We start from the raw sequence: 20,503 nt of genomic DNA on the forward strand, positions 1-20,503 counted from the left end.
TTCTTAATTTTTGGACCTATGCTTTAACTTAATGACATTGCCCTACCAGGGCCCCATTATCGAACATTCTATCTTTAGATTAACAAGCCATTTTATGAGAAAAAGTTAGGAAGATATTTCTTGTGTGCTTCCAGCATTTCGTCTAAGATTACTTTCGCTGTGGAAACAGATGGGATGAGCGGATGATGTGCTAATGCCTGAAGTGCTAATCCCCGATCGCCACTTACCGCTGCGTCGATAGCAGTGCTTTCGTAAGTTTTAACAGCTTGTAATAGACCTATAATATGTGCAGGAATATGCTGAGGAACTAAAGGAATAGGTCCCAATGCAGTCACAACACAGTTTACCTCGATGCTAGCATCCGCAGGTAAGAAGTCAAACACTCCTCCGTTAGGAACATTCAGCGTCTGGATATCATTACGTCCAAGATATAACGACTGCATCAAGTTTACCGCGGCCTCAGAATAATAAGCTCCACCACGTTGTTCCAATTGTTTCGGTTTGTCCTCAAGGGTTTCGTCTTTGTACAGTTCGAATAGTTCTTTTTCAACCCGGCTTACGATATCAGCCCGAGTTCCATCTTCTTCTAACGATTTCTTCATCTCTTCGAACATCTCTGTCATCATATAGAAGTATCTGAGGTAATAAGTAGGTACAGCGCCTAATGATTCTAGGAATCCAGGTTCCCAACCAAGTGTAGGGACGTTTTTAGCCGAATACTCTGCTTTACCACCCAACAGTTCTGGTAGTTTTTCCTGTCCATCAACCAAAGCCGACGTTACCCAGTGCAAGTGATTGATACCGACAAATTCTGGTAAAACTTGTTTCTCATCAACACCATAAGCTTCAGCCAAAAACTTCTTAAAATTAACTGGTGAATTACAAAGTCCAACGGTTTTGACACGGGAATATTTGGTTACCGCTTCAGTAATCATCCCTGCTGGATTCGTAAAGTTAAGCATCCAAGCATCTGGCGCTAGTTCCTCGATATCACGGCAAATATCCAAAATGACCGGAATTGTTCTTAAAGCCTTGAACATGCCCCCTGGACCTGTTGTCTCTTGTCCAATGACACCATGGGAAATCGGAATATGCTCATCCAGTTTCCGTGCTTCTAGTAGACCTACACGCATTTGTGTTGTTACAAAATCCGCTCCCTTGATTGCAGTGCGGCGATCCAATGTAAGATGAACTTCCATTGGCAATCCAGATTTACGAACCATACGCTTCGCTAGATTTCCGACGATCTCTAGTTTATGTTTTCCTTCTTCGATGTCGACCAGCCACAGCTCGGAAATTGGCATGTCCTGATAACCTTTGATTAGTCCTTCTACCAATTCAGGTGTGTAAGATGAGCCTCCGCCAATAACCGTCACTTTAATTGCTTTTTTTTCACTCATTGTTCGATATCCCCTTTCAATTCAGAAAATGAAATTTCTCTTAAATTGTTCATGACATCAGGACTCGCCTCATAATTAGCACAATCCATTGCACTTAATACCGCTCCAGCTACCGGTTCCATTGTAATCCGCGTTACCTTCACTTTAGGGGCCGTACGTTTTACTGTTTCCTCAAGTGCGTCAACCATTGTCGTGTTCTGACTTTTGGCGAGTATACTTCCGCCCAGAACTACCTCAAAATCATCATCTTGCATACCGAGTCTCTTAATCAGCGCCGCTACAGCGTTACCATGTTCGGAACCTTGCTCGGTAAGAATATCAATAGCGACTTCATCGCCCATATCCGCCGCCTCAAATATCAACTTGGCGAGATCAAGCGGAGGACGATAATTGTCGTCCAATGCGGCATCTAGCATCTGTGGTACACTTTCGAATCCAGCTGCCTTTGGCACGATTTCACTCAGTACGGTTTTCGCTCCGCGCCCGTCCCATGCTCGAATAGCCGAACGGAAGGCAAAATTGGCCATATCTCTTCCAGAGCCTTGTCCATCTCCAAATAAAAATCCGAATCCACCATATAATAGTTCTTCCCCAGCCCGATTACGTGCTGCTGCGTTAAAACCGGTACCGCTTATGACGACAGCTCCAAATGGGCTTTTTGTTCCAGCACGCATGGCGATCATTGTATCGCATGCAATAGAATATCTGGGGAACCCTAGTTTGGCTATCATAGGTCGCAGCACTTTATAATCCGGCTCACGATCTGCCCCTGCTAGCCCAAAATACGTATAAGTTAAATCTTCAGGCGAAACACCTGCCTCATCAAGTGCTTGTTTACAGGCTGATGCTATATTCTTCTCCGCCTGTAGCGGATCAATTTGGTGATTTCCATTGCCACTGGCTCCGCGGCCAAGTGCCTCACCCTTTTCATTTACTAGCAAACTATAAGTCTTACTGCCTCCTGCATCTACTCCAAGAAAAAGATTCACTTACGCATCACTCCTTCTACTTAAGAATACAAAAAAAAGACCTTGCTTTCTTCTGCAATAGTCCTCTCTTCTGATACTATCTTACTAATTTTTAATTCCCGCGAATTTTCCGCAACAGACCCGTTGGAGATACTCCCACATGTTGTAGGAATAAACGATTAAAATTAGATAAATTACGGAAACCACTGGATTCGGCAATGTTAAGAATACTCTGTTCACCTTGCGTAAGTAGCTCAACCGCGTATTCCAACCTAAGTTGAACTAAATAATTCATTGGGGAAGTACCCACAATCCGACTAAATAGAGCACTAAACCGAGACGGACTCAAATGGATCCGGTCGGCCAACTCCTTTAAAGTCCATGGATATGACAGTTCCGCCTCCATGACCCCGATCACATTTCGTATCTGCTCCAAATGCTTGGTATTGGCTCGTGACTTTTCCCCTTCTTCATGTAGGAAATAACGGTTAATCTCTGTGAGGAACAGCAATAACAAACCATGAAGTGCTGAACTATAGCCACGCTGAGTAGCCTCGTATTCCTTACGCATATCCGCAATATACTGAACCAACGCGCTACTTCGAGAATGCTGGTGAGAGATCTGATTAGAGAATTGTGGACCTGTTCCTCTGAATGGGAGTAGGATTTCATGATCATATCTTTGCTCGGATACAAGCAGAGAAGGTTCAAACATGACTATGACCATTTCTAAGTCTTTACCTTCATATGCCCGGTGCAAATCATCGGAATCAATTAAAAATAAATCTCCCTGCTCAAAAGGATATTCTCTGCCGTTTATAATATAAATTCCGCTTCCCCTCGTGATCCAATTAATCTCCAGCGCTCGGTGCCAATGCAATCGCTGAAATGAGGGAGATACTCCCTCTGTCATCGACACAGACATCGGAAACAAAGCAGGAAGTTCAATATGATCACGTTGTATGGATGAAGGAAATGATGATTTCATCAAAAGACCTCCCCTTGAATATGCCTGAGACGACCTAACATCGACTCACCCGTTGTATTTTTCACTCCTTTATTGAACCATATCGAGCGATCGTATTCTACCCTTACCAGCCTACTTGTGCAATCTGATCAAGGCCAGAAGGTCCTAATTACCTGTTCCTGCTCATCTAGGGTCAACTTACCGAGCGGTTCTCTGCAATATCCAGCGTTAATTCCTTGGCGTGTTAAAATAAATTTGATCGTCTTGATCGCTCCGATTTGGAATATTAGATTGATTTTTTCACTTATTTTCTTAAGTTCGATAGTCGCCTGATCCCTGTTCTGATCATCAAGCAACTTTATGATATGTCTTATTTCCTCCAACATAATGTTCCCCATGATGCTCGTGATACCTTCATAACCTTTTTCATAATAATCAATAATCGAAGCATCGAATCCGGAAAGAACTTTAAAGCCCTCCCCCAGCTGCTCTTTTGTAGACTTCACATGATCTGGGTTTCCAGCTTCTTTCAATGCTATGATTTGCGGGTAATCATGAGCTAACTTCAATAACATATCTACTTCTAAATTAAAGCCATTCCGGGGCGGATTATTATATAGCATAATAGGTAATGTTGTAGCCTCACATACCGCCTTAACATAGTTATAGGCCTCAGCTTGGGTAGGTCGTACATAAGGCGGAAAGCCCAGCATAATCGCATCAAGCTTTGCATGCTCCGCTTCACGCGCCAGAATAACCGCATCTTTAGTCACTGTGGCGGCAACTCCCCCGTATAAGAGCAAATTATCCTGAGCATGCCGTTTCGTTTCGTGATACAATTCCGCTCTTTCCTGGATCGTCATGGAGTGCTGTTCCCCCGTTGAACCACTTATCAACAAGGCTGGAGCCTGCTTGCTCACATAGTAATCAACCAGCTCTTGAATACTTCCCTTGTCCAAGTCACCATCTTCGTTAAACGGCGTAACCATTGCAATGCTATAAGATAAAAATGGATTATGTATCATTCCGCACTTCCTTTCCATATTAGTTAGAATATCAAATTATGTATCCCTTTTCATAGTTCAAAACCAAAATCAGTGGTTGACTTCGCTAAATTGAGTCGCTACGGGTTCGGAGGGTTCTTGCGATCGCTGTTAAAGCCCTATTTCTTGATTATAAAAGGATTATTGGTCGAAATAGTGCTTTAAAGGCGAACACTACCGTTTCTTCAGAATCCCTCCGACCCTTCGCTCTGTTCGCTCGTACAATCAACCACAGATTTCTAATTTGAACCCTTTTTATTGTAACAAAAAAATCACNACAATCAACCACAGATTTCTAATTTGAACCCTTTTTATTGTAACAAAAAAATCACCGCATTTGACTAGTGAGTCAAAATGCGGTGATCTTCTATTCCTCAGCTAATTAGATCTGCAGATCGTAGCGGAGAGGACGGAATTGTCCTGAAGAAGCGGAGCGGTCGCCTTTGCCTCCGAATTTATACTGCTCTAAGCAATATATTCAATAAAATTCGGAGGCAACAGCGATCGTAAGGATAATCCGTCCTCGCAGCGGCCTGTTGAGCCTAATTACACCATGATTTTGCAAATATCATTAGTAAACTCAACCGGATCCTGAAGTGGCAATCCTTCAATCAGAAGGGCTTGATTATATAGAAGAGCTGTATACAGACCCAGCTTTTCCTTATCCTTCTCGAACGAATCTTTTAAGGATTGGAACACAGCATGATTTACATTGATCTCTAATACCTTGCTAGCCTTCACATCTTGGCTGTTCGGCATAGCATTTAATATTTTCTCCATCTCGATCGTTACTTCACCTTCAGTCGAGAGGCATACCGGATGACTCTTTAAGCGTTTGGATGCTTTTACATTAGTGACTTTATCAGCCAATAAAGTTTTCATATAATCGAAAAGCTCTTTCGTTTCGTTCTCTTCGGACTCCGATTTATCAGCGCTCTCGTCCGCTTCAATTCCCAAATCGCCACTTGATACGGATTTAAACTCTTTATCTTTGTAATTCATAATCATTTTAATTGCGAACTCATCAATATCATCAGTGAAGTACAGAATTTCATAACCTTTTTCGGTTACAAGTTCAGTCTGTGGAAGCTTATCAATACGCTCCATCGATTCCCCTGTAGCATAGTAAATGTATTTCTGATCTTCCGGCATTCTAGATACATATTCATTTAAAGTGATCAACTTCTTCTCCTTCGAGGAGTTGAACATCAATAAATCCTGCAATTCTTCACGATGGCTTCCATAATCGCTATAAATTCCGTATTTCAATTGTCGGCCAAAGGATTTGTAGAACTGCTCGTACTTTTCTCTCTCATCCTTTAACATACTTTGCAATTGACTCTTAATTTTGCTCGAAATGTTCTTGGCGATCATCTTCAACTGCCGATCATGCTGCAACATTTCACGCGAAATATTCAGTGATAAACTTTCCGAATCGACCATCCCTTTTACAAAACTAAAGTAATCAGGGAGCAAGTCAGAACATTTATCCATGATGAGTACGCCACTTGAATACAATTCCAATCCCTTTTCAAATTCCTTGGAATAGTAATCGAACGGGATGCTTTCTGGAATATATAAGATGGCTTGGTATACTACCGCTCCATCGGCGTTAATGTGGATATGTTTGAGCGGTTTGTCATAACCGTAATGTTTCTCAGCATAGAATTTCTCATAATCCTCAGTCGTGAGTTCGTTTCTATTCTTTCTCCAAATCGGGATCATACTATTGACATGCTGTTCTTCCTGATACTCCTCGTATTCACTTTCACTACCTTCCTTCAAACGCTGTCCGGTAATGTCCATTTTAATCGGGTATCTGATGAAATCAGAGTATTTCTTAATAATGGACTTCAATCGATACTCGTCCAAATACTCATCATAAGATTCATCTTCGGTGTTCTCTTTAATCTTCAGTACAATTTCTGTACCCACCGAATCCTTTTCGCATGGTTCAATCGTATAGCCATCTGTACCTGTGGATTCCCACTTGTATGCGACATCGCTGCCCAGCGCTTTACTCGTCACTGTAACAACATCTGCTACCATAAATGCCGAGTAGAATCCTACACCAAATTGACCGATAATATCATGGCCGTCTTTCGATTCATTCTCCTTCTTGAAAGCTAAAGACCCGCTCTTAGCAATAACTCCAAGGTTATTCTCTAACTCTTCTTGGGTCATACCAATACCGGTATCACGAATGGTCAAAGTTCTGTTTTCTTTATCAGCACTTACCTTAATATAGTATCCATCACTGTCAAAAGCCAGATTCTCATCGGTTAAAGCTCTATAATAGATCTTGTCGATAGCATCACTGGCATTTGAAATCAGCTCTCTAAGAAATATCTCTTTTTGTGTATAAATGGAATTGATCATCATTTCTAATAATCGTTTGGATTCAGCTTGAAACTGTCTTTTTTCCAATTGGATCTCTCCCTACAAAAGTTTATTTATGCCATCTAATCCTGTTTATCTATTCCAGATTAGCACTCTTGTCCTCCGAGTGCCAACCTATATTTTTTATAACATTACTTAATTTCAAAGTCAACCTGAGTACACTGGATCCACCACGTGGTTGAATATAAGGATCTATATCGTTAGACTATTACATAGGATTGTTTATCTACAATAAGATGAACTACAGAACGTAGCACAAGTAAACCTGAGGGGAGAATTTACATGCCGAGCTTAATTTTAGAGGGTGGAACCCTACGTCCCATATTCAGTGCTGGTGTAATGGATGCACTGCTAGAGCAGGATTTGATGTTCCCCTATTGTATTGGTGTATCTGCAGGAATCAGCAACGGATTTTCCTATATTTCCAAACAAAAGCGTAGAAATTTAGAGATATTAGAGAAATACCGTCATGATAATCGTTACATAGGATACCAAAATTTTGTGCGTTGCCGGAGCTTATTTGGTTTGGAGTTTGTGTTCAAAGAGATCCCCGATAAACTCATTCCATTTGATATGGATGCATTTCGTAGCTACGATGGACGCCTTCTAGTTGGTGTGACCAATGCACGAACCGGATTACCTGAATATATGGATGGAATGGAGACAGAGGAGCATTGGAATATGCTTCGTGCCACCTGCGCACTTCCCGTATTCTTCCCTGTGATTGAAATGAAAGGGTCTGAATATTATGACGGGGGATTATGCGACCCGATTCCTATTCGCAAATCTATTGAAGACGGCAACGACAAGCATCTCATCATCTTGACCCAACCAAAGGGTTACACCAAGCAATTCAGCAAAAAAAATGCCCTGATCGGGAAGCTATTTAAACGTAAATATCCTCTGCTTGAAGAAATCTTGTTAACTCGTCACGAGCGATATAATGAAACGGTGAAATTTTGTGAACAGCTTGAGCAAGAAGGTAAAGCCATCATCCTTCGTCCTGAGCAACCTCTTGAGAGCTTTGAGAAGGATATTAACAAACTGCGCGACTCCTATCAGCATGGGTACGGCTTAGCCATGAACAATATGAACGAAATTCGCAAGTTATTTGTTTGATAGATACACGAATAATCTCGATCTACCAACTCTATGACGCTATAATTTGAAAAAATGAAAATATTTGTCTATCTGGCTTTGTGCACACCATTAGTGAACATGCTATAATTATGGTTGCATTTACTAGGAGTGAATACAACCGTATCTCACTTAAGGAAAAATAATAGTGGGATTTGAAAGGGGAGCCTGAGGATGTTTGCAAAGCGACTGAAGCAGTTGCGTAAACAGAGGAAATTAACCATGCAGGAAGTGGCTGATTACGTTGGGGTTGCAAAGAGCACTTATGCTGGGTATGAATCTGGATACCGTGAGCCCACATTGGAATCCATTCAAACGATATCTCGAAAACTACATACTTCTGCGGATTACCTTCTCGGGCTCACTGATTATCCTGAGCCATCAGCTGAACTTAATCATAATGCAAAAGAATATCTAAATTACGAACAGCTCCACTGGGACGGGGTTCCTTTGGAAAAAGACGATGTAGAATTAATTCGTATTTTACTTGAACGAGTGCTCCGTGACCGAAACTTTCCAAAGGACGAATGATTTACCCACCCATTATTTCCTTCAACTTCGCTTCTGACTCCTCCTGAAGTTTCACCCTTAGATCATTATAAGTTTGCTTCCATTGCTCAACAACACTAAGAGATACCTGATCATTTTCTGCGGTTTGAATAAGCTCTTGAAAAGTACCTTCACAGGTGGATTTTGCAGTTGCAAGCTCCGTGTCCAAATTATCTCTCCAAGCTAGTACAACACGGGGATCTTGCTTATCCATCTGCTGAGCATTACTTTCCGCTTTACTTAGAACCACCTTCGTATCCTTCGTACACTTCCCTTGAACATTTGTAAATTCTTCTTCGTATTTTTCGACTTTGGATACTACGGGAGACGTTTGAGCAGTACTTGATGAACCCATCTCTAAAGGTGCCGAGGAGTTTGACTCTGTTGGACTTTGGTCCTGTTCGTTAGGTTTCACCGAGACTAAGGTTTCTGACTTGGTTGAACCTGACTCGTTGTGTTTGGACGAACTATTTGTTTCCGGCTTCATTGAACTAGATGATGTATCTGGTTTCCTCGTATCTAGCGTATCCGAGTCGTTTATTTTCCCTATCTGAGGGACAGTTGTTTCCTTTTCCTGAGTTTGAGATGATGCTTCTTCTTTGACTACAGATACAGAGCCATCAGAGTCGTCAGCGACATCAGCATTTTCACCCCCCAAATCAGCTGCCTCTTCTATTGTTTGTAACGCGTCACCCGTCTCTTCATACGAATTATTATCAGCTAGAAGCGGCAGCCCTTCTTCCCCTTGTGAGATTTGCTGGCCCTGATCCTGTGCACTGGCATTCACCAATTGATTCTTATTTGAAGACTCCTTCCAATACAATCCTCCCCATACAAAAAGCAAAATTATTGTGATACACGTCAAGAGACTAACCGCAACATTCGGTTTATAAAATCGACGACGCCTTCTCTTTCGGATACGTTGTTTTCCCATGTGATATCGAAACCACCTTCCAAATATTTTTCTCTCTAATGTCCAGATTAAGCGCACTATAAGGACAAGAAATAAGCCAGCCCTTCTAACTCCAAAGAGCTAAGAGAGCTGGCTATGCATTTAAAACTTCATTAAATCCTTGAGAATTAAGTTTGTCATCTGAGTAACTTGATTCTTCACATCCTTAATCGCTTTATTCTTGATTGACTTCGATACATCGATTTCATTAATCTGATCATAACTATCATTTCCAGCTTGAACAACATCAAGAATCAACTGTACTCTTTCTGAGTCATTCGTTGCAGCTTGAAGTCTCACTTTGATATCGGCAAGCTCAACTTTAAGTGACTTGATGATATTATTAATCATCGCTTCAGGGTCTTCTACTCCATTAATAAGCGTAACCTCTTGCTCAAAGATTACCTTCGAACTTCCCCCTAAGTAGTTAACCAGCGAAGCTTGAATAACAGCGGTTCCTTGCTGTACCTTTTTCGAAATGGATACTTTGCCGTTCGAATCCACCTTAACATCCTTACTTCCGGAATCTTTCTTCCATTTCACGCTAGAGGATGGAATTTCTACGCCTAGAACCTTCAAAGTATATTGATGCTGACGTCCATTATCCGTAATCTTCACACTCGATTCCGTCTCGGTACGGATATATGCTGCACTCAAAGCTTTAATAGCCTGCTCATCATATTTGAGTTTGTTCTTAAATTTCTGTACCACGGAAGCTACATCAACTGGTTTAGCACCAAGATTATATAGCACCTCACTTAACACATAATTATCCTTATCAGCTAGCACTGCTGCCAAGGCGTTTGACTTCACCGTCTCCAACCCATTTTTATTACTTAATACCTTAGCTAACTCTTTGGAGCTCATATTCGCTATGGTGTCATGTACTCTTCCTTGGACTCCTTTATTGCTACCACCATCACCAAAGAGCAAGATCAGGAAATCATCTATCTTAAGATTAGAACCCCCACCCGCATCCGTTAGCGTATCCAGTGTTGCTTGAAATTCTGAATTAGACAAAATGCTCTCGAGTTGACTAGCCTCCACATCATATGGAACAGACCCAACTGCTTTGATAATATTAAACAACCCCATCTTCAGTTGATTCTTATCAACGGAAGCCGGAAGCTTGGCCGCGATAGGTTTCCAAATCGGATCAATTAATGTCTGGTCCTTGTTGAAATTAAGTCCGATAAGCTCATCTCGAAGCTTCTTAACATCTTTGACATCAGAAGTACCACCTTCAATAAGTGCGTTACGCAGCGTATTCATTTCCTCTAGGAATAACTCCACTGGGAATACATTTCCTTCTTCAGCAGCAGCCGTTAGCGTAACATCACGTTCGAAAATTACCTTCCCTGCTCCGCCGTAAGGATTAATGAGCTCCGCCTGAATAACGGCCGATGCACTTGCAACCCTTCTTGGGATTGTAACAGTACCATTTGGCAATACATTTACATCATCACTTCCGGAAACTTTGGACCATTGAAGTGCTATAGCAGGAATATCTACCCCTAGCACCTTCAGGCTGTAAATGTGCTGACGACCATCCTCACTTTCGTTTACAACCTCCGACGATTCCGAACGCATATAAGCGACTGTCATTGCATGAGTAGCTGGCTCTATATTCTGCAATCTAGCCTGGTAGTTCAATACTGTGGAGCCTAGCTCTAGTGACGTAATATCTAGTTTCGCTAGAATCGAACTAAACTTATAAGCTTCTGTTTCACTAAGCAATTGATTGGTAGCTTGTAGGACGATTGAGGTTATGGCTTGGTTATTTCCAAGCAAACCTATTAACTCAGAAGAAGTCATGCTCGCAAGTAAATCTCGAACAGTTCCTTCGATCCCTTTGTGAGAATCGCCATCGCCGAACATAAATAGTAGGAAATCATCCATTACGATATTAGCATCTCCGCCTGCTGCCGCAATTGCCTTCAACGTAGCACGGAATTCAGGGTTTGTCCGAATTGCCTCGAGTTCCGATGCATTTGGATCATATTGAAATGAGCCTACAGCGGTAAATATTTGGAACAAACTTGCTTTTAATGCATCTGGGTTTACATTCGCAGGTAGCCTTGATTCAACTTTCGCCCAAATTGGATCGATTAATGCCTGATCCAATGTTGGATCTAACCCTGCGATTTCATCTCGTAAATTCTGGACATCTTGAATATCCGCCTGATCTCCTGCTGCAAGCGCTGCATGCAGCTTATTCATCCGCTCTAGGAATTGCTCCGCCGGAAACACGGTTTCTTCCCCAGGAGTAGTGGCATCACCCAATGTCACTGCCTTCTCAAAAATGACGATGCCCTTTCCTCCATACGGATTTATTAGCTGCGCTTGAACAACAGCCGTACCACTTTCTATACCCTCGGGAATAGTAATAACTCCGTTTGATGCCACGGTAACACTTTCGTCTCCAGATATTTTGCTCCATTTCAGCACGAAGGAGGGTATATCTACTCCAAGTGCCTGCAAACTATAGATGTGTTTACGACCATCCTCACTTATCAGTACTGAGTCCTTAACCGATGCGCGAACATAAGCCATGGTCAACGCATTAATAGCTCGATCACTATTCTGGAGCCGACCTTGAAAATAATTCACTAGCATCCTGACATCAGCAGGAGAAATATCCAACTCATTCATAATCAAACTGAACTTATATGCATCTGGATCACTAAGAACCTTATCTGTTGCTTGTAACAATACCTCCGTAGTAGCTTGGCTATTCCCAATTAAACCAATTAATTGGACTAACTGCATGTTCTCCAATAAGCTACTTACCGTTCCTTCCAATCCCTTGAGGCTTCCCCCGTCACCCAACAGAAACACGAGAAAATCATCTACACCAATATCTTCATGCCCACTGGCTGATGCGACAGCCTTCAGCGCACTGATAAATTCAGGATCTGTTCGTAAATTTTCCAAATCCGATACGGTTTGAAGTGAACTCGCCGTCTTGATGAGTCGTATTAAATTCTCCTTTAGCTCCGCCCGATCAACAGATTCAGGAAGCCGAGCGCTGACTTTAGCCCAGAGCGGAGAAATCACGTTATAATCATCGGGGGTCAAACTGTACGCTCTTATTTCATCACGTAGATTAAAAACATCTTGTAACCCCCCCGGATCACTCGCAAGAGCCGCGTATAATTCGTTTAATCGATCAAAGAAAGGAGTACGTGATTGCTCGAATTCAGCAGCGTTCGCCGTTTGTGTCAAATTAAGCTTCGAAATCAAGCCTTGTTGGCTTAGTGGTAATGATCCAATTGAAGCTGCAAATAAGGAGAGTACAAGTGTGGATACGATTACTTTTTTTCTAAAAACCTTCATCTCGTTCACCTCAGGTCATAAATTTGAAATACATTTAGTTCGTGTTCAAAAGAATACTTATTGGGTACCCCTTATAGGACAGGTACTTTTTGTTTGACTCCTTGATTTAGGTTAGGACGACCAACCGAATAATAAATAAAATCAGTGTCAATTAAATCCTCTTCTTTAAACACATTACGTCCATCAATTAGAATGGGTTGTTTCAATACCTTTTGCAGTTCTAAGAGATCAACTGATGCAAACTCTTCCCATTCCGTCAATAAACAAAGGGCGTCAGCATCTTGCGCCGTTTCCAGTGCTTCATTGCACCAAATAACATCACCTATTCCGAATAGGGATTGAAAACTATGCAGGGCAACCGGATCATACGCTTTTACAATGACCCCGTGATCAACCAAATACTGAATGATTTCTAAGGCTGGTGAATCGCGAACGTCATCTGTATTCGGTTTGAATGCCAACCCCCATATTGCAACAACCTTTCCTTGCAGTTCGCCATCAAAAACAGTCTTAAGCTTCCGTATAACATTGAATCGTTGATCCTGATTCACTTCCACAACCGAGCGAAGCAGTTTAAATTCGTAATCTACATTTCCAGCAATTTGAATAAGTGCACTCGTATCCTTTGGAAAACAAGACCCACCATAACCAATTCCAGCTTTCAAAAAGGACGGACCTATTCTTTTGTCATAGCCCATACCATCTGCCACCTGGGTAACGTCCGCTCCAACCTTTTCACAAATGTTAGCTATTTCATTAATGAACGAAATCTTCGTTGCCAAAAACGCATTGGATGCGTATTTAATCATTTCCGCACTACGGATATCTGTTACGACAATATTCTCTGTAAGAGGTTTATGAAGCTCTACCATGATGGCTGCCGCACGTTGGCATTCCGCTCCGATGATAATTCTATCGGGTTTCAGCGTATCCTGAATCGCCGAACCTTCTCGCAAAAATTCAGGTAGTGAAATGCTATCGAAGGGCTTATTGGTGTGTAAACGTATTAATTGTGCTAGTCGCTCGTTTGTTCCAACGGGTACTGTGCTTTTCACGGTAATGATCTTATAGCTATTCATTGCTTCTGCGACTTCAATTGCCGCTTGATTGATATAGTCCAGATTTGCCTCACCGTTGGGCAACGGAGGTGTTCCAACGGCTAGTATAATAATGTCTGAATGGATTACCGCACTGGATAAATCAGCAGTAAACGCAAGTCTACCCTCTTCACGATTAGTCGCAGCCAATTCCTTCAATCCCGGCTCATAAATAGGAATTTCACCGTCATTTAACATGTCAATCTTGCGAGGATCATTATCTACGCAGATCACATGATTGCCTAACTCTGCATAACAAACACCCGATACAAGTCCGACATATCCCGTTCCGATCACCGCAATGTTCACTCTCAATCACTCCTTTTTTGAAATCCGCTCTTTAAACCGTGCACAGTTGCATAATCTCGTTCCAATCAAAAGCAAGCCTCACGATATCCTCTTCTATAAGTTCACTCCCGGTCTGCACTTCGATAATGTCCATTTCCGTCATAGCCCGAAGGCTATGTCTGCTATCTCTCGAAATGACTAAGACATCTCCAGATTTCACTGGAAAATGTCTGCCGTTTAGCACCATCTCTCCGTCACCAGCAACGACGGTCCATACTTCATCTCTTAGCAGATGATATTGATAGCTTAAGTTCTGTCCCGGTGTAACACAGATTCGCTTGGTTAGAACCTCGTTACCATCTGGATATTTTAAATAATCGAGAACTCGGTAACGGCCCCATCGCCGTTCCTCGTACATCGGTCGCTGATCTGAATATTTCATAACCTCTTTGATCATCGGGCTTGATGCCTTGTCCGATACTAGAATGCCATCTGGACTTGCTGCCACAACTACATTTGGCAAATTAAGCAATGTAATCGGGATATCAAGTTCATTGATTACATGCGTATTATGACAATCTCCACTCATGATTCCTTTTCCAATCAGCGAGGTTTCGATTTGCTCGGTCAACGTATTCCACGTTCCGAGATCCTTCCAATCACCATCAAAGGGAAGCGCAACAATATGATTCGCCTTCTCCACAACCTCGTAATCAAAACTGTTCTTTGGCAATCTGCCGTATTGCTTCGACATCTCATCGAACTGGATGGGAAAATCATTTGCAATCAAAATATCAATCAAAAAATTCAGCTTAAAAGCAAAAACACCGCAGTTCCAAAGTGCAGCCTGACGTATCATGGCTACCGCTTCTTCCTCGCGGGGTTTTTCTTTAAAACTATGAACGGTTACAAAAGGCTCATTCGCCTTAGTACCGAGACTCGGAACAATATATCCATATTTCTCCGATGGATACGTTGGCTTCACTCCCATGAGTGCCAAATCCGCACCCGATTCATTAAGAACCAATTCAAGCTCCTTCGTTTTGTGGAAGAATGCTTCATCCACGTATGGATCTACTGGCATGACAACGATGGTCTCATTCAGGCTTACGTCTTGCACCGAATATAAATAGGTAGCTGCCAGTGCGATAGCCGGGAAAGTATCCCTTCTCTCAGGTTCCACGATAACTTCAATCTCGCTTCCCAGTTGGCTATGAATCATTTCAACCTGCGCCTTGCTTGTCCCAATGTAAGCATGTTCGCGGAGGCCTGCGTTTTCAATTTGCCTCCAAACCCTCTGCACCATTGATTCCCGCTCACCCTTTTCATTTTCCAGCACCTTCAAAAACTGTTTGGAGCGCGATTCATTTGAGAGCGGCCACAGACGTTTTCCTGATCCTCCCGACAAAAGCACAATTTTCATGATATCCTCTCCTCAAAAGTTTTATGGAATAAAACTTACTTCGAAAGCATCAGCTTAGTTTTGTGAAGTAAAACTTACTTCGAAAGCACTTGCTTAGTTTTATGAGTTCCCCACAACTAACTGAGCGGATTCGATTCCACTGGTCCATGTATAATAGTAGTTGGAATTTTTACCGTATGAATTATCGAGCAAGGTGTTAGGCTTGTCCATCAGGCAGGATAAGATATGTCCATGTAACCTAGAGGTCTGCACATTGTGGTAGCCGCTAAAACGTTTAACAGCTTTGCCTACAAGATAATCCGTATACTTACCCCAAATTGCTTGCATTGGCAGCGGGTTACTACCTTTTCTCATCGCACTTACAATCATATTGATCGACTTTTTCTCGACTCGATTGTACAATGAGGTCCAATCTAAATAGTCACCCCGGCCAGACAACTCAAGCTGCTCTTGCTGTCTTGTCTTTTCAATATCTGTGCGGAAGAAATACAGTAAATCCTTACCTGGACTGCTTTTTGGCAAAATCGGCCATAATTGGTGAGCCATATCTGGTGATAAATAAACACTAATTTCATAAAATTTGTTCGATGCTATTTCATGGGACAAGGTGTCTCGGACATAAAGGTGGAGATCCTTATGCTTATTGAATATGTGAGCCGTTCGATCGAATTCTGATTCTTCTTTATAGAAGATCGTTTGTGGCAGAATAACAATCCGATGGTCAGGATAGTCCGCAACAATCTTCTCACGAAGCTTCTGGTGTGCGGGATACAGATCTCCGAAATTACCTCCACCATGAAGGACAATAATGTGATCCCTCGGTATGACCAGCTTATCGGGAAAATCTAGAACGCTATAACGGGCTTGAACCTTTATATCATAGTCCTTGAAGAATGCCTCCGTGCCTTTCATAATCAACAGATCACCTCCATTGCTATGAACAGGATAATCAATATAATAAATACTTGACCCTGGTGAAATCACGTTCAAAATGATGCGAAGTTGATCTTTCAAAACATCCATTGGATGAATGTTCGATTTCATGTGCATATCAGTGAGCTCCTTTTCTTTTTCTTAAGTCTTTAATACGCTCGAGCAAAAAGTGGAAATCTTCCTTATTAAATAGGATACTGCTCATCTTCATCTGAAAGACGATCCTCATCGATGCCATCGTCACCAACAATCGGATTATCGCGCCAATGAATAAAGCTAGTGCGATCCCGTTCAGTCCATATAGTGGGGTAAACACGAAAAATAACCCAATCGTTACTGCCAGCGCAATAAGCTGCCGAACTAGTACTAAACCGGGTCTTCCCATCGCATTAAAAGAAGAGGCCAAAATCCAAGACCCCCCACCAAGAATACATTCTATGGACAAGAGATAAAAAGCTCCACTCGCTTCTAGGAAAGGTGCGCCAAACAGTATTCCCATCAGATAGCGGCCGATGAACATACTCGGAACAACAATAATCATCATCAAGATCATAGATAGCCTGAACGCTCGACCAACCGTAACCATGATTGTATCCTTATCCATACCGGTTACCTTTGGGAAAATAACGTTTGTAATCGCTGTTTGCACAACATTAAACACACGGGATAGTGCGTAAACAACGGTATAGAGGCCCAAGTCTCGAGCGGTTAGCATCGACAAAATGATGAGTTTATCGAATTGGGCGTACAATGTCCCGAGTAACTCAACTCCAAATACTTTACTCCCATATCCGAATAGTGCCTTTGCCGCTGTTCGATTCCCCGAACCCTTGAACCAATCAATTTTCAACGCCTCTCTCATGCTATACAAGGCCCAAGATATAACAAATACACTGGTCAAAAGAAATACCAGTGAAGCATGGTGAATACTTAAGTTACCAACGGCCCAAAGCACCAACAATCCAATTAGATTGATCAAAGGAAAGTATAAACGTACACCGTTGTAGACGTTAAATTTACCTGTGCTTTGCGCAAGTGCTGAGATTAAATTTACTGCCAGTAATATAGGCAACATCAACACCGTATACCATCTTGCAATTTGAATAATTGCTTCAGGGTAATTTCCTAGCCATACCGGCAGCCAAATCCAAGCGATAACGCCAACGACCACACTAACAGGGAGTTGAAACAGAAAACCTGCCCTTACGAAATCTGCTTCATTACCTCTGTTTTGTTTGATGTTATATATTAATGAAGTAGGAAGACCAAACCCAACCAGACCGGCCAGCAAAGTTGGCCAAAATAGAATAGCTGAGAACTCACCTTTTCCAACGACTCCAAACATACGAGCTGTTACGATCGAGGTTAACGTGCTTACAACCATGACCAAGAAATTGGTTGCACTCGTACGAAGAATCGCTTGAAACAAACCGTTGCCACTCCACACTTTTTGAAAGGTGAGCTGTGTCATAATGTTGCCTCACCCCCTACTGTTATAGCGTAGGATGCCAACAAGAGATCCATTGCGGTAACAAATTTTAATGACCTGGCGGATAAATGTTTTAAAATGAAAGATAGACAGTAGCGCAGACGCAATGGCCTGCATCATACGTATCGAATGCTTCGTAATCGCTATAAGGCTAGTATCTTGACGTTTGACCGCATCACTTACTCCCTGCCAAAATATCCGTTTCAGGAACCATGACTTCGTCGTGCGCTCTTTTGCGATTTTGTGCTCTACCTGTGCGAACGGCGTATAGTACACCTTGTATCTTTCACGCAGTCTTGCAATCAATTCACTTTCTTCGCTCGATAGTAAATTAGTCCCTACCCGACCCAAATCTTCGCGAAAGGGCTTGATATCATTGAATACATCCCGCCTGAAGGCAACGTTAGCACCATAAGGAATGAATGGAGTCGGCATTTCCTGTACTTCATTTGAATAATTGAGAATTGTGAACACAGAACGATGTTCTTCTGGAATCCAATCCGGTTCCTGGGCTTCCCAGATCGGATCGATCCTACCACCGACACACCCGATCTCTGGATCACTTTCAAAAACGTCCACGATTTCATGAACCCAGTCTTGGGAGGCAATTGCATCGTCATCCAGAAATAAAATGTACTTGCCGTTCGCCTCTTTTATCGCCCGATTCCGGGCAACCGATAATCCAAGCTTATGCTCATAAATATAGCGTATCCTTGATCCAAAGCGTCGCCTTAAATCGTTCACCACTTCCGTGGTTTGATCAGTTGATCGATTATCTACAACAACTATTTCGATTGCTTCTTTTGCATAACTCTGTAACAAGACACTCTCAATGGCTTCGCCCGTATCCTTCGCCCGATTATGGGTACATATGGCTACCGTTACTACTATATCCATCGTTCATCCCCATCCTTGATAAACGTTTTTAACCTGCTGCGCAATGGCGCTCCACTCCAACTCTTTCAACACTTCTTCATATTTGGGTGTATTTTCTTCTCTCTTTACATTCAAAGCTGCTTTCATCGCATTTTGCAGTCCATTTCCATCCGCTGGTTCGTAGCTCACAACCATATCTTCCTTGAAATATTCATGAATGAAGTCATTGTCTGGCATGACGATCAACTTCTTAAAGGACAGTCCAAGTATAGCTGTACCGGAAGTCGTAATTTCTTTGTAAGGCATCACCATGACATCCACTGCACTAATTAGATCAGCTACTTCTTCATTCGGTATGAAGCGTAGATCCATCACTATATTCTGGTTATCCTTAACGCTCTTCAGGTATTCAAGCATCTCTTGATCTGCCTTACCCGCAATGATCAGATACGTTTGTCTAGTTTTCACTGCATTAAAAGCTTCGATTAAATCTTCAACACCTTTATATGCTTTAATAGCTCCCAGAAATAAATAGACATCGGCATCATCATTAATGTTATATAGTTCTCTGATATTCATGCCCTTCGGCTTGTACACACCTAAATAATGACCATGCTTCACCACGAACAATTTGCTTGCTGGAACACCAAATTCGCTCATAACTTTTGACTTGATAGAATCAGAGGCTACGATCAGTTTGCTGCAAAAGCGACAAATTAGCGACCGCATGAAGCGCTCCATGCCTATAAACATCATGTGATGTGGGTACAAATTATGAATGGTCCATATCAACTGAACACGTCTCAATTTTAAATACACCATACTGCAAATGAAGAAGAACGATTTCACGATAAACAATAGCAGATTCTCATTTTGATAGGCATGATGCATCCAATGAATGTGGACAACGTCTCCCGTTTTTACTCCGCCTAACTTAAGCATTAGTTTGCCATGTCTCAAATCCACAATATCCATACCTGCTCCACTTAGCGAATCGGATAGTAAATCATTATAGAAGTTCAATTGACTTGATTTCGGCCACATCCATACTTTCATGACATTACTCTCCCTAACTTTTCTCTCGAATCAATTCCACCGGACATCCCTTTTTATCACCTTTGCCGGTGTCCCCCCTACAAGCGTATATGGCTCCACATCTTTCGTCACAACAGAACCCGCAGCAACTATAGCTCCATTACCAATGCGAACTCCTTTTAAAATTATAGATTTACATCCGATCCAGACTTCATCACCAATCACAATAGGTTTAGTAGATGACATTGTTCCTTCCATCTGATGATAATCCGTGTCTGTGATGACTACGTCCCATGAGATCGCACAATCATTGCCGATCTTAACGGATGCCATAGACATGATCTCTGTCCGGCGGTTAATATACGTTCGATCACCAATTACAATCTCAGCTCCAGGTTTATCTAAATAGAAATTTACTTGGTCATAGAGCATCACCCTATCTCCAAAAATTAATTTCGAATGTGGACTCTTTGAAATGACATGTGAACCTGATACTTGTAGTCTCGAACCACTTTGAGTGGCTCTGAGTCTAAACAATCTACCTCGTAGCAAGCGATAGGCTTTTTTTAGAACATGCTTTATACGACTTATGTTCAAGCGAGGCCCCCTC

General features: G+C 42.1%; 16 protein-coding genes. 2 read left to right on the forward strand and 14 right to left on the reverse strand.

What is annotated here, in order from left to right; translation table 11 throughout:
* Nucleotides 1-92: 92 nt before the first annotated feature.
* From EJP82_RS24590 to htpG, 5 genes are all read right to left on the reverse strand, one after another.
* Nucleotides 93-1,400 (reverse strand): 6-phospho-beta-glucosidase, encoded by a 1,308-nt coding sequence (locus tag EJP82_RS24590; protein ID WP_127194715.1) that lies wholly within the window; start codon nt 1,398-1,400, stop codon nt 93-95.
* Nucleotides 1,397-2,389 (reverse strand): N-acetylglucosamine kinase, encoded by a 993-nt coding sequence (locus tag EJP82_RS24595; protein ID WP_127194716.1) that lies wholly within the window; start codon nt 2,387-2,389, stop codon nt 1,397-1,399. Before EJP82_RS24595 ends, EJP82_RS24590 begins: the two co-directional genes overlap by 4 nt.
* Before the next feature lie 91 nt (nt 2,390-2,480).
* On the reverse strand, nt 2,481-3,356 hold the full coding sequence (locus tag EJP82_RS24600; protein WP_127194717.1) for an AraC family transcriptional regulator: 876 nt from the start codon (nt 3,354-3,356) through the stop codon (nt 2,481-2,483).
* A gap of 128 nt (nt 3,357-3,484) precedes the next feature.
* Nucleotides 3,485-4,360 carry a dihydrodipicolinate synthase family protein gene (locus tag EJP82_RS24605; RefSeq protein ID WP_246054419.1) on the reverse strand — a complete coding sequence of 292 codons (876 nt, stop codon included), beginning with the start codon at nt 4,358-4,360 and terminating at the stop codon, nt 3,485-3,487.
* A gap of 564 nt (nt 4,361-4,924) precedes the next feature.
* Nucleotides 4,925-6,805, reverse strand: coding sequence for a molecular chaperone HtpG (gene htpG / locus EJP82_RS24610; protein ID WP_127194718.1), 1,881 nt, complete (start codon nt 6,803-6,805; stop codon nt 4,925-4,927).
* Between the two features lie 255 nt (nt 6,806-7,060).
* Between htpG and EJP82_RS24615 the strand changes: the two genes are divergently transcribed.
* Together EJP82_RS24615 and EJP82_RS24620 are read left to right on the forward strand one after the other, a co-directional pair.
* Nucleotides 7,061-7,897 (forward strand): patatin-like phospholipase family protein, encoded by an 837-nt coding sequence (locus tag EJP82_RS24615; protein ID WP_127194719.1) that lies wholly within the window; start codon nt 7,061-7,063, stop codon nt 7,895-7,897.
* Between the two features lie 192 nt (nt 7,898-8,089).
* Nucleotides 8,090-8,446, forward strand: a complete 357-nt coding sequence (locus tag EJP82_RS24620) for a helix-turn-helix domain-containing protein (RefSeq protein ID WP_127194720.1) — start codon at nt 8,090-8,092, stop codon at nt 8,444-8,446.
* A gap of 1 nt (nt 8,447) precedes the next feature.
* Here the strand turns inward: EJP82_RS24620 and EJP82_RS24625 are convergent, their stop codons facing one another.
* From EJP82_RS24625 to EJP82_RS28220, 9 genes are all read right to left on the reverse strand, one after another.
* On the reverse strand, nt 8,448-9,398 hold the full coding sequence (locus EJP82_RS24625; protein WP_127194721.1) for a hypothetical protein: 951 nt from the start codon (nt 9,396-9,398) through the stop codon (nt 8,448-8,450).
* Between the two features lie 120 nt (nt 9,399-9,518).
* Nucleotides 9,519-12,752, reverse strand: a complete 3,234-nt coding sequence (locus EJP82_RS24630) for a hypothetical protein (protein WP_127194722.1) — start codon at nt 12,750-12,752, stop codon at nt 9,519-9,521.
* A gap of 71 nt (nt 12,753-12,823) precedes the next feature.
* Complete coding sequence (locus tag EJP82_RS24635) at nt 12,824-14,158, reverse strand: UDP-glucose dehydrogenase family protein (RefSeq protein ID WP_127194723.1); 1,335 nt, start codon at nt 14,156-14,158, stop codon at nt 12,824-12,826.
* 31 nt (nt 14,159-14,189) lie between these two features.
* Complete coding sequence (locus EJP82_RS24640; RefSeq protein WP_127194724.1) at nt 14,190-15,560, reverse strand: sugar phosphate nucleotidyltransferase; 1,371 nt, start codon at nt 15,558-15,560, stop codon at nt 14,190-14,192.
* 99 nt (nt 15,561-15,659) lie between these two features.
* On the reverse strand, nt 15,660-16,604 hold the full coding sequence (locus EJP82_RS24645) for a polysaccharide pyruvyl transferase family protein (RefSeq protein WP_127194755.1): 945 nt from the start codon (nt 16,602-16,604) through the stop codon (nt 15,660-15,662).
* Between the two features lie 7 nt (nt 16,605-16,611).
* Nucleotides 16,612-17,964 (reverse strand): oligosaccharide flippase family protein, encoded by a 1,353-nt coding sequence (locus EJP82_RS24650; RefSeq protein ID WP_127194725.1) that lies wholly within the window; start codon nt 17,962-17,964, stop codon nt 16,612-16,614.
* 9 nt (nt 17,965-17,973) lie between these two features.
* The gene (locus EJP82_RS24655; RefSeq protein ID WP_246054421.1) at nt 17,974-18,879 is read right to left on the reverse strand and encodes a glycosyltransferase; all 906 of its coding nucleotides are present in this window, start codon (nt 18,877-18,879) and stop codon (nt 17,974-17,976) included.
* A 3-nt stretch (nt 18,880-18,882) separates the two neighbouring features.
* The gene (locus tag EJP82_RS24660) at nt 18,883-19,914 is read right to left on the reverse strand and encodes a glycosyltransferase family 4 protein (RefSeq protein ID WP_127194726.1); all 1,032 of its coding nucleotides are present in this window, start codon (nt 19,912-19,914) and stop codon (nt 18,883-18,885) included.
* A gap of 30 nt (nt 19,915-19,944) precedes the next feature.
* A complete protein-coding gene (locus EJP82_RS28220) occupies nt 19,945-20,490 on the reverse strand; it encodes an acyltransferase (protein WP_246054422.1) in 546 nt (181 codons plus the stop codon).
* Between the last annotated feature and the right edge of the window lie 13 nt (nt 20,491-20,503).

The sequence above is a fragment of the Paenibacillus anaericanus genome (assembly GCF_003994475.1).
Lineage (GTDB): Bacteria > Bacillota > Bacilli > Paenibacillales > Paenibacillaceae > Fontibacillus > Fontibacillus anaericanus.

Bases quoted from the DNA above. Each gene is read 5' to 3' on its own strand.
- EJP82_RS24655 (WP_246054421.1), bottom strand. From the start codon at position 18,879: ATGGATATAGTAGTAACGGTAGCCATATGTACCCATAATCGGGCGAAG.
- EJP82_RS24615 (WP_127194719.1), top strand. From the start codon at position 7,061: ATGCCGAGCTTAATTTTAGAGGGTGGAACCCTACGTCCCATATTCAGT.
- EJP82_RS24660 (WP_127194726.1), bottom strand. From the start codon at position 19,914: ATGAAAGTATGGATGTGGCCGAAATCAAGTCAATTGAACTTCTATAAT.
- EJP82_RS24630 (WP_127194722.1), bottom strand. From the start codon at position 12,752: ATGAAGGTTTTTAGAAAAAAAGTAATCGTATCCACACTTGTACTCTCC.
- EJP82_RS24650 (WP_127194725.1), bottom strand. From the start codon at position 17,964: ATGACACAGCTCACCTTTCAAAAAGTGTGGAGTGGCAACGGTTTGTTT.
- EJP82_RS24600 (WP_127194717.1), bottom strand. From the start codon at position 3,356: ATGAAATCATCATTTCCTTCATCCATACAACGTGATCATATTGAACTT.
- EJP82_RS24645 (WP_127194755.1), bottom strand. From the start codon at position 16,604: ATGAAATCGAACATTCATCCAATGGATGTTTTGAAAGATCAACTTCGC.
- EJP82_RS24625 (WP_127194721.1), bottom strand. From the start codon at position 9,398: ATGGGAAAACAACGTATCCGAAAGAGAAGGCGTCGTCGATTTTATAAA.
- EJP82_RS24605 (WP_246054419.1), bottom strand. From the start codon at position 4,360: ATGATACATAATCCATTTTTATCTTATAGCATTGCAATGGTTACGCCG.
- EJP82_RS24640 (WP_127194724.1), bottom strand. From the start codon at position 15,560: ATGAAAATTGTGCTTTTGTCGGGAGGATCAGGAAAACGTCTGTGGCCG.
- EJP82_RS24590 (WP_127194715.1), bottom strand. From the start codon at position 1,400: ATGAGTGAAAAAAAAGCAATTAAAGTGACGGTTATTGGCGGAGGCTCA.
- EJP82_RS24620 (WP_127194720.1), top strand. From the start codon at position 8,090: ATGTTTGCAAAGCGACTGAAGCAGTTGCGTAAACAGAGGAAATTAACC.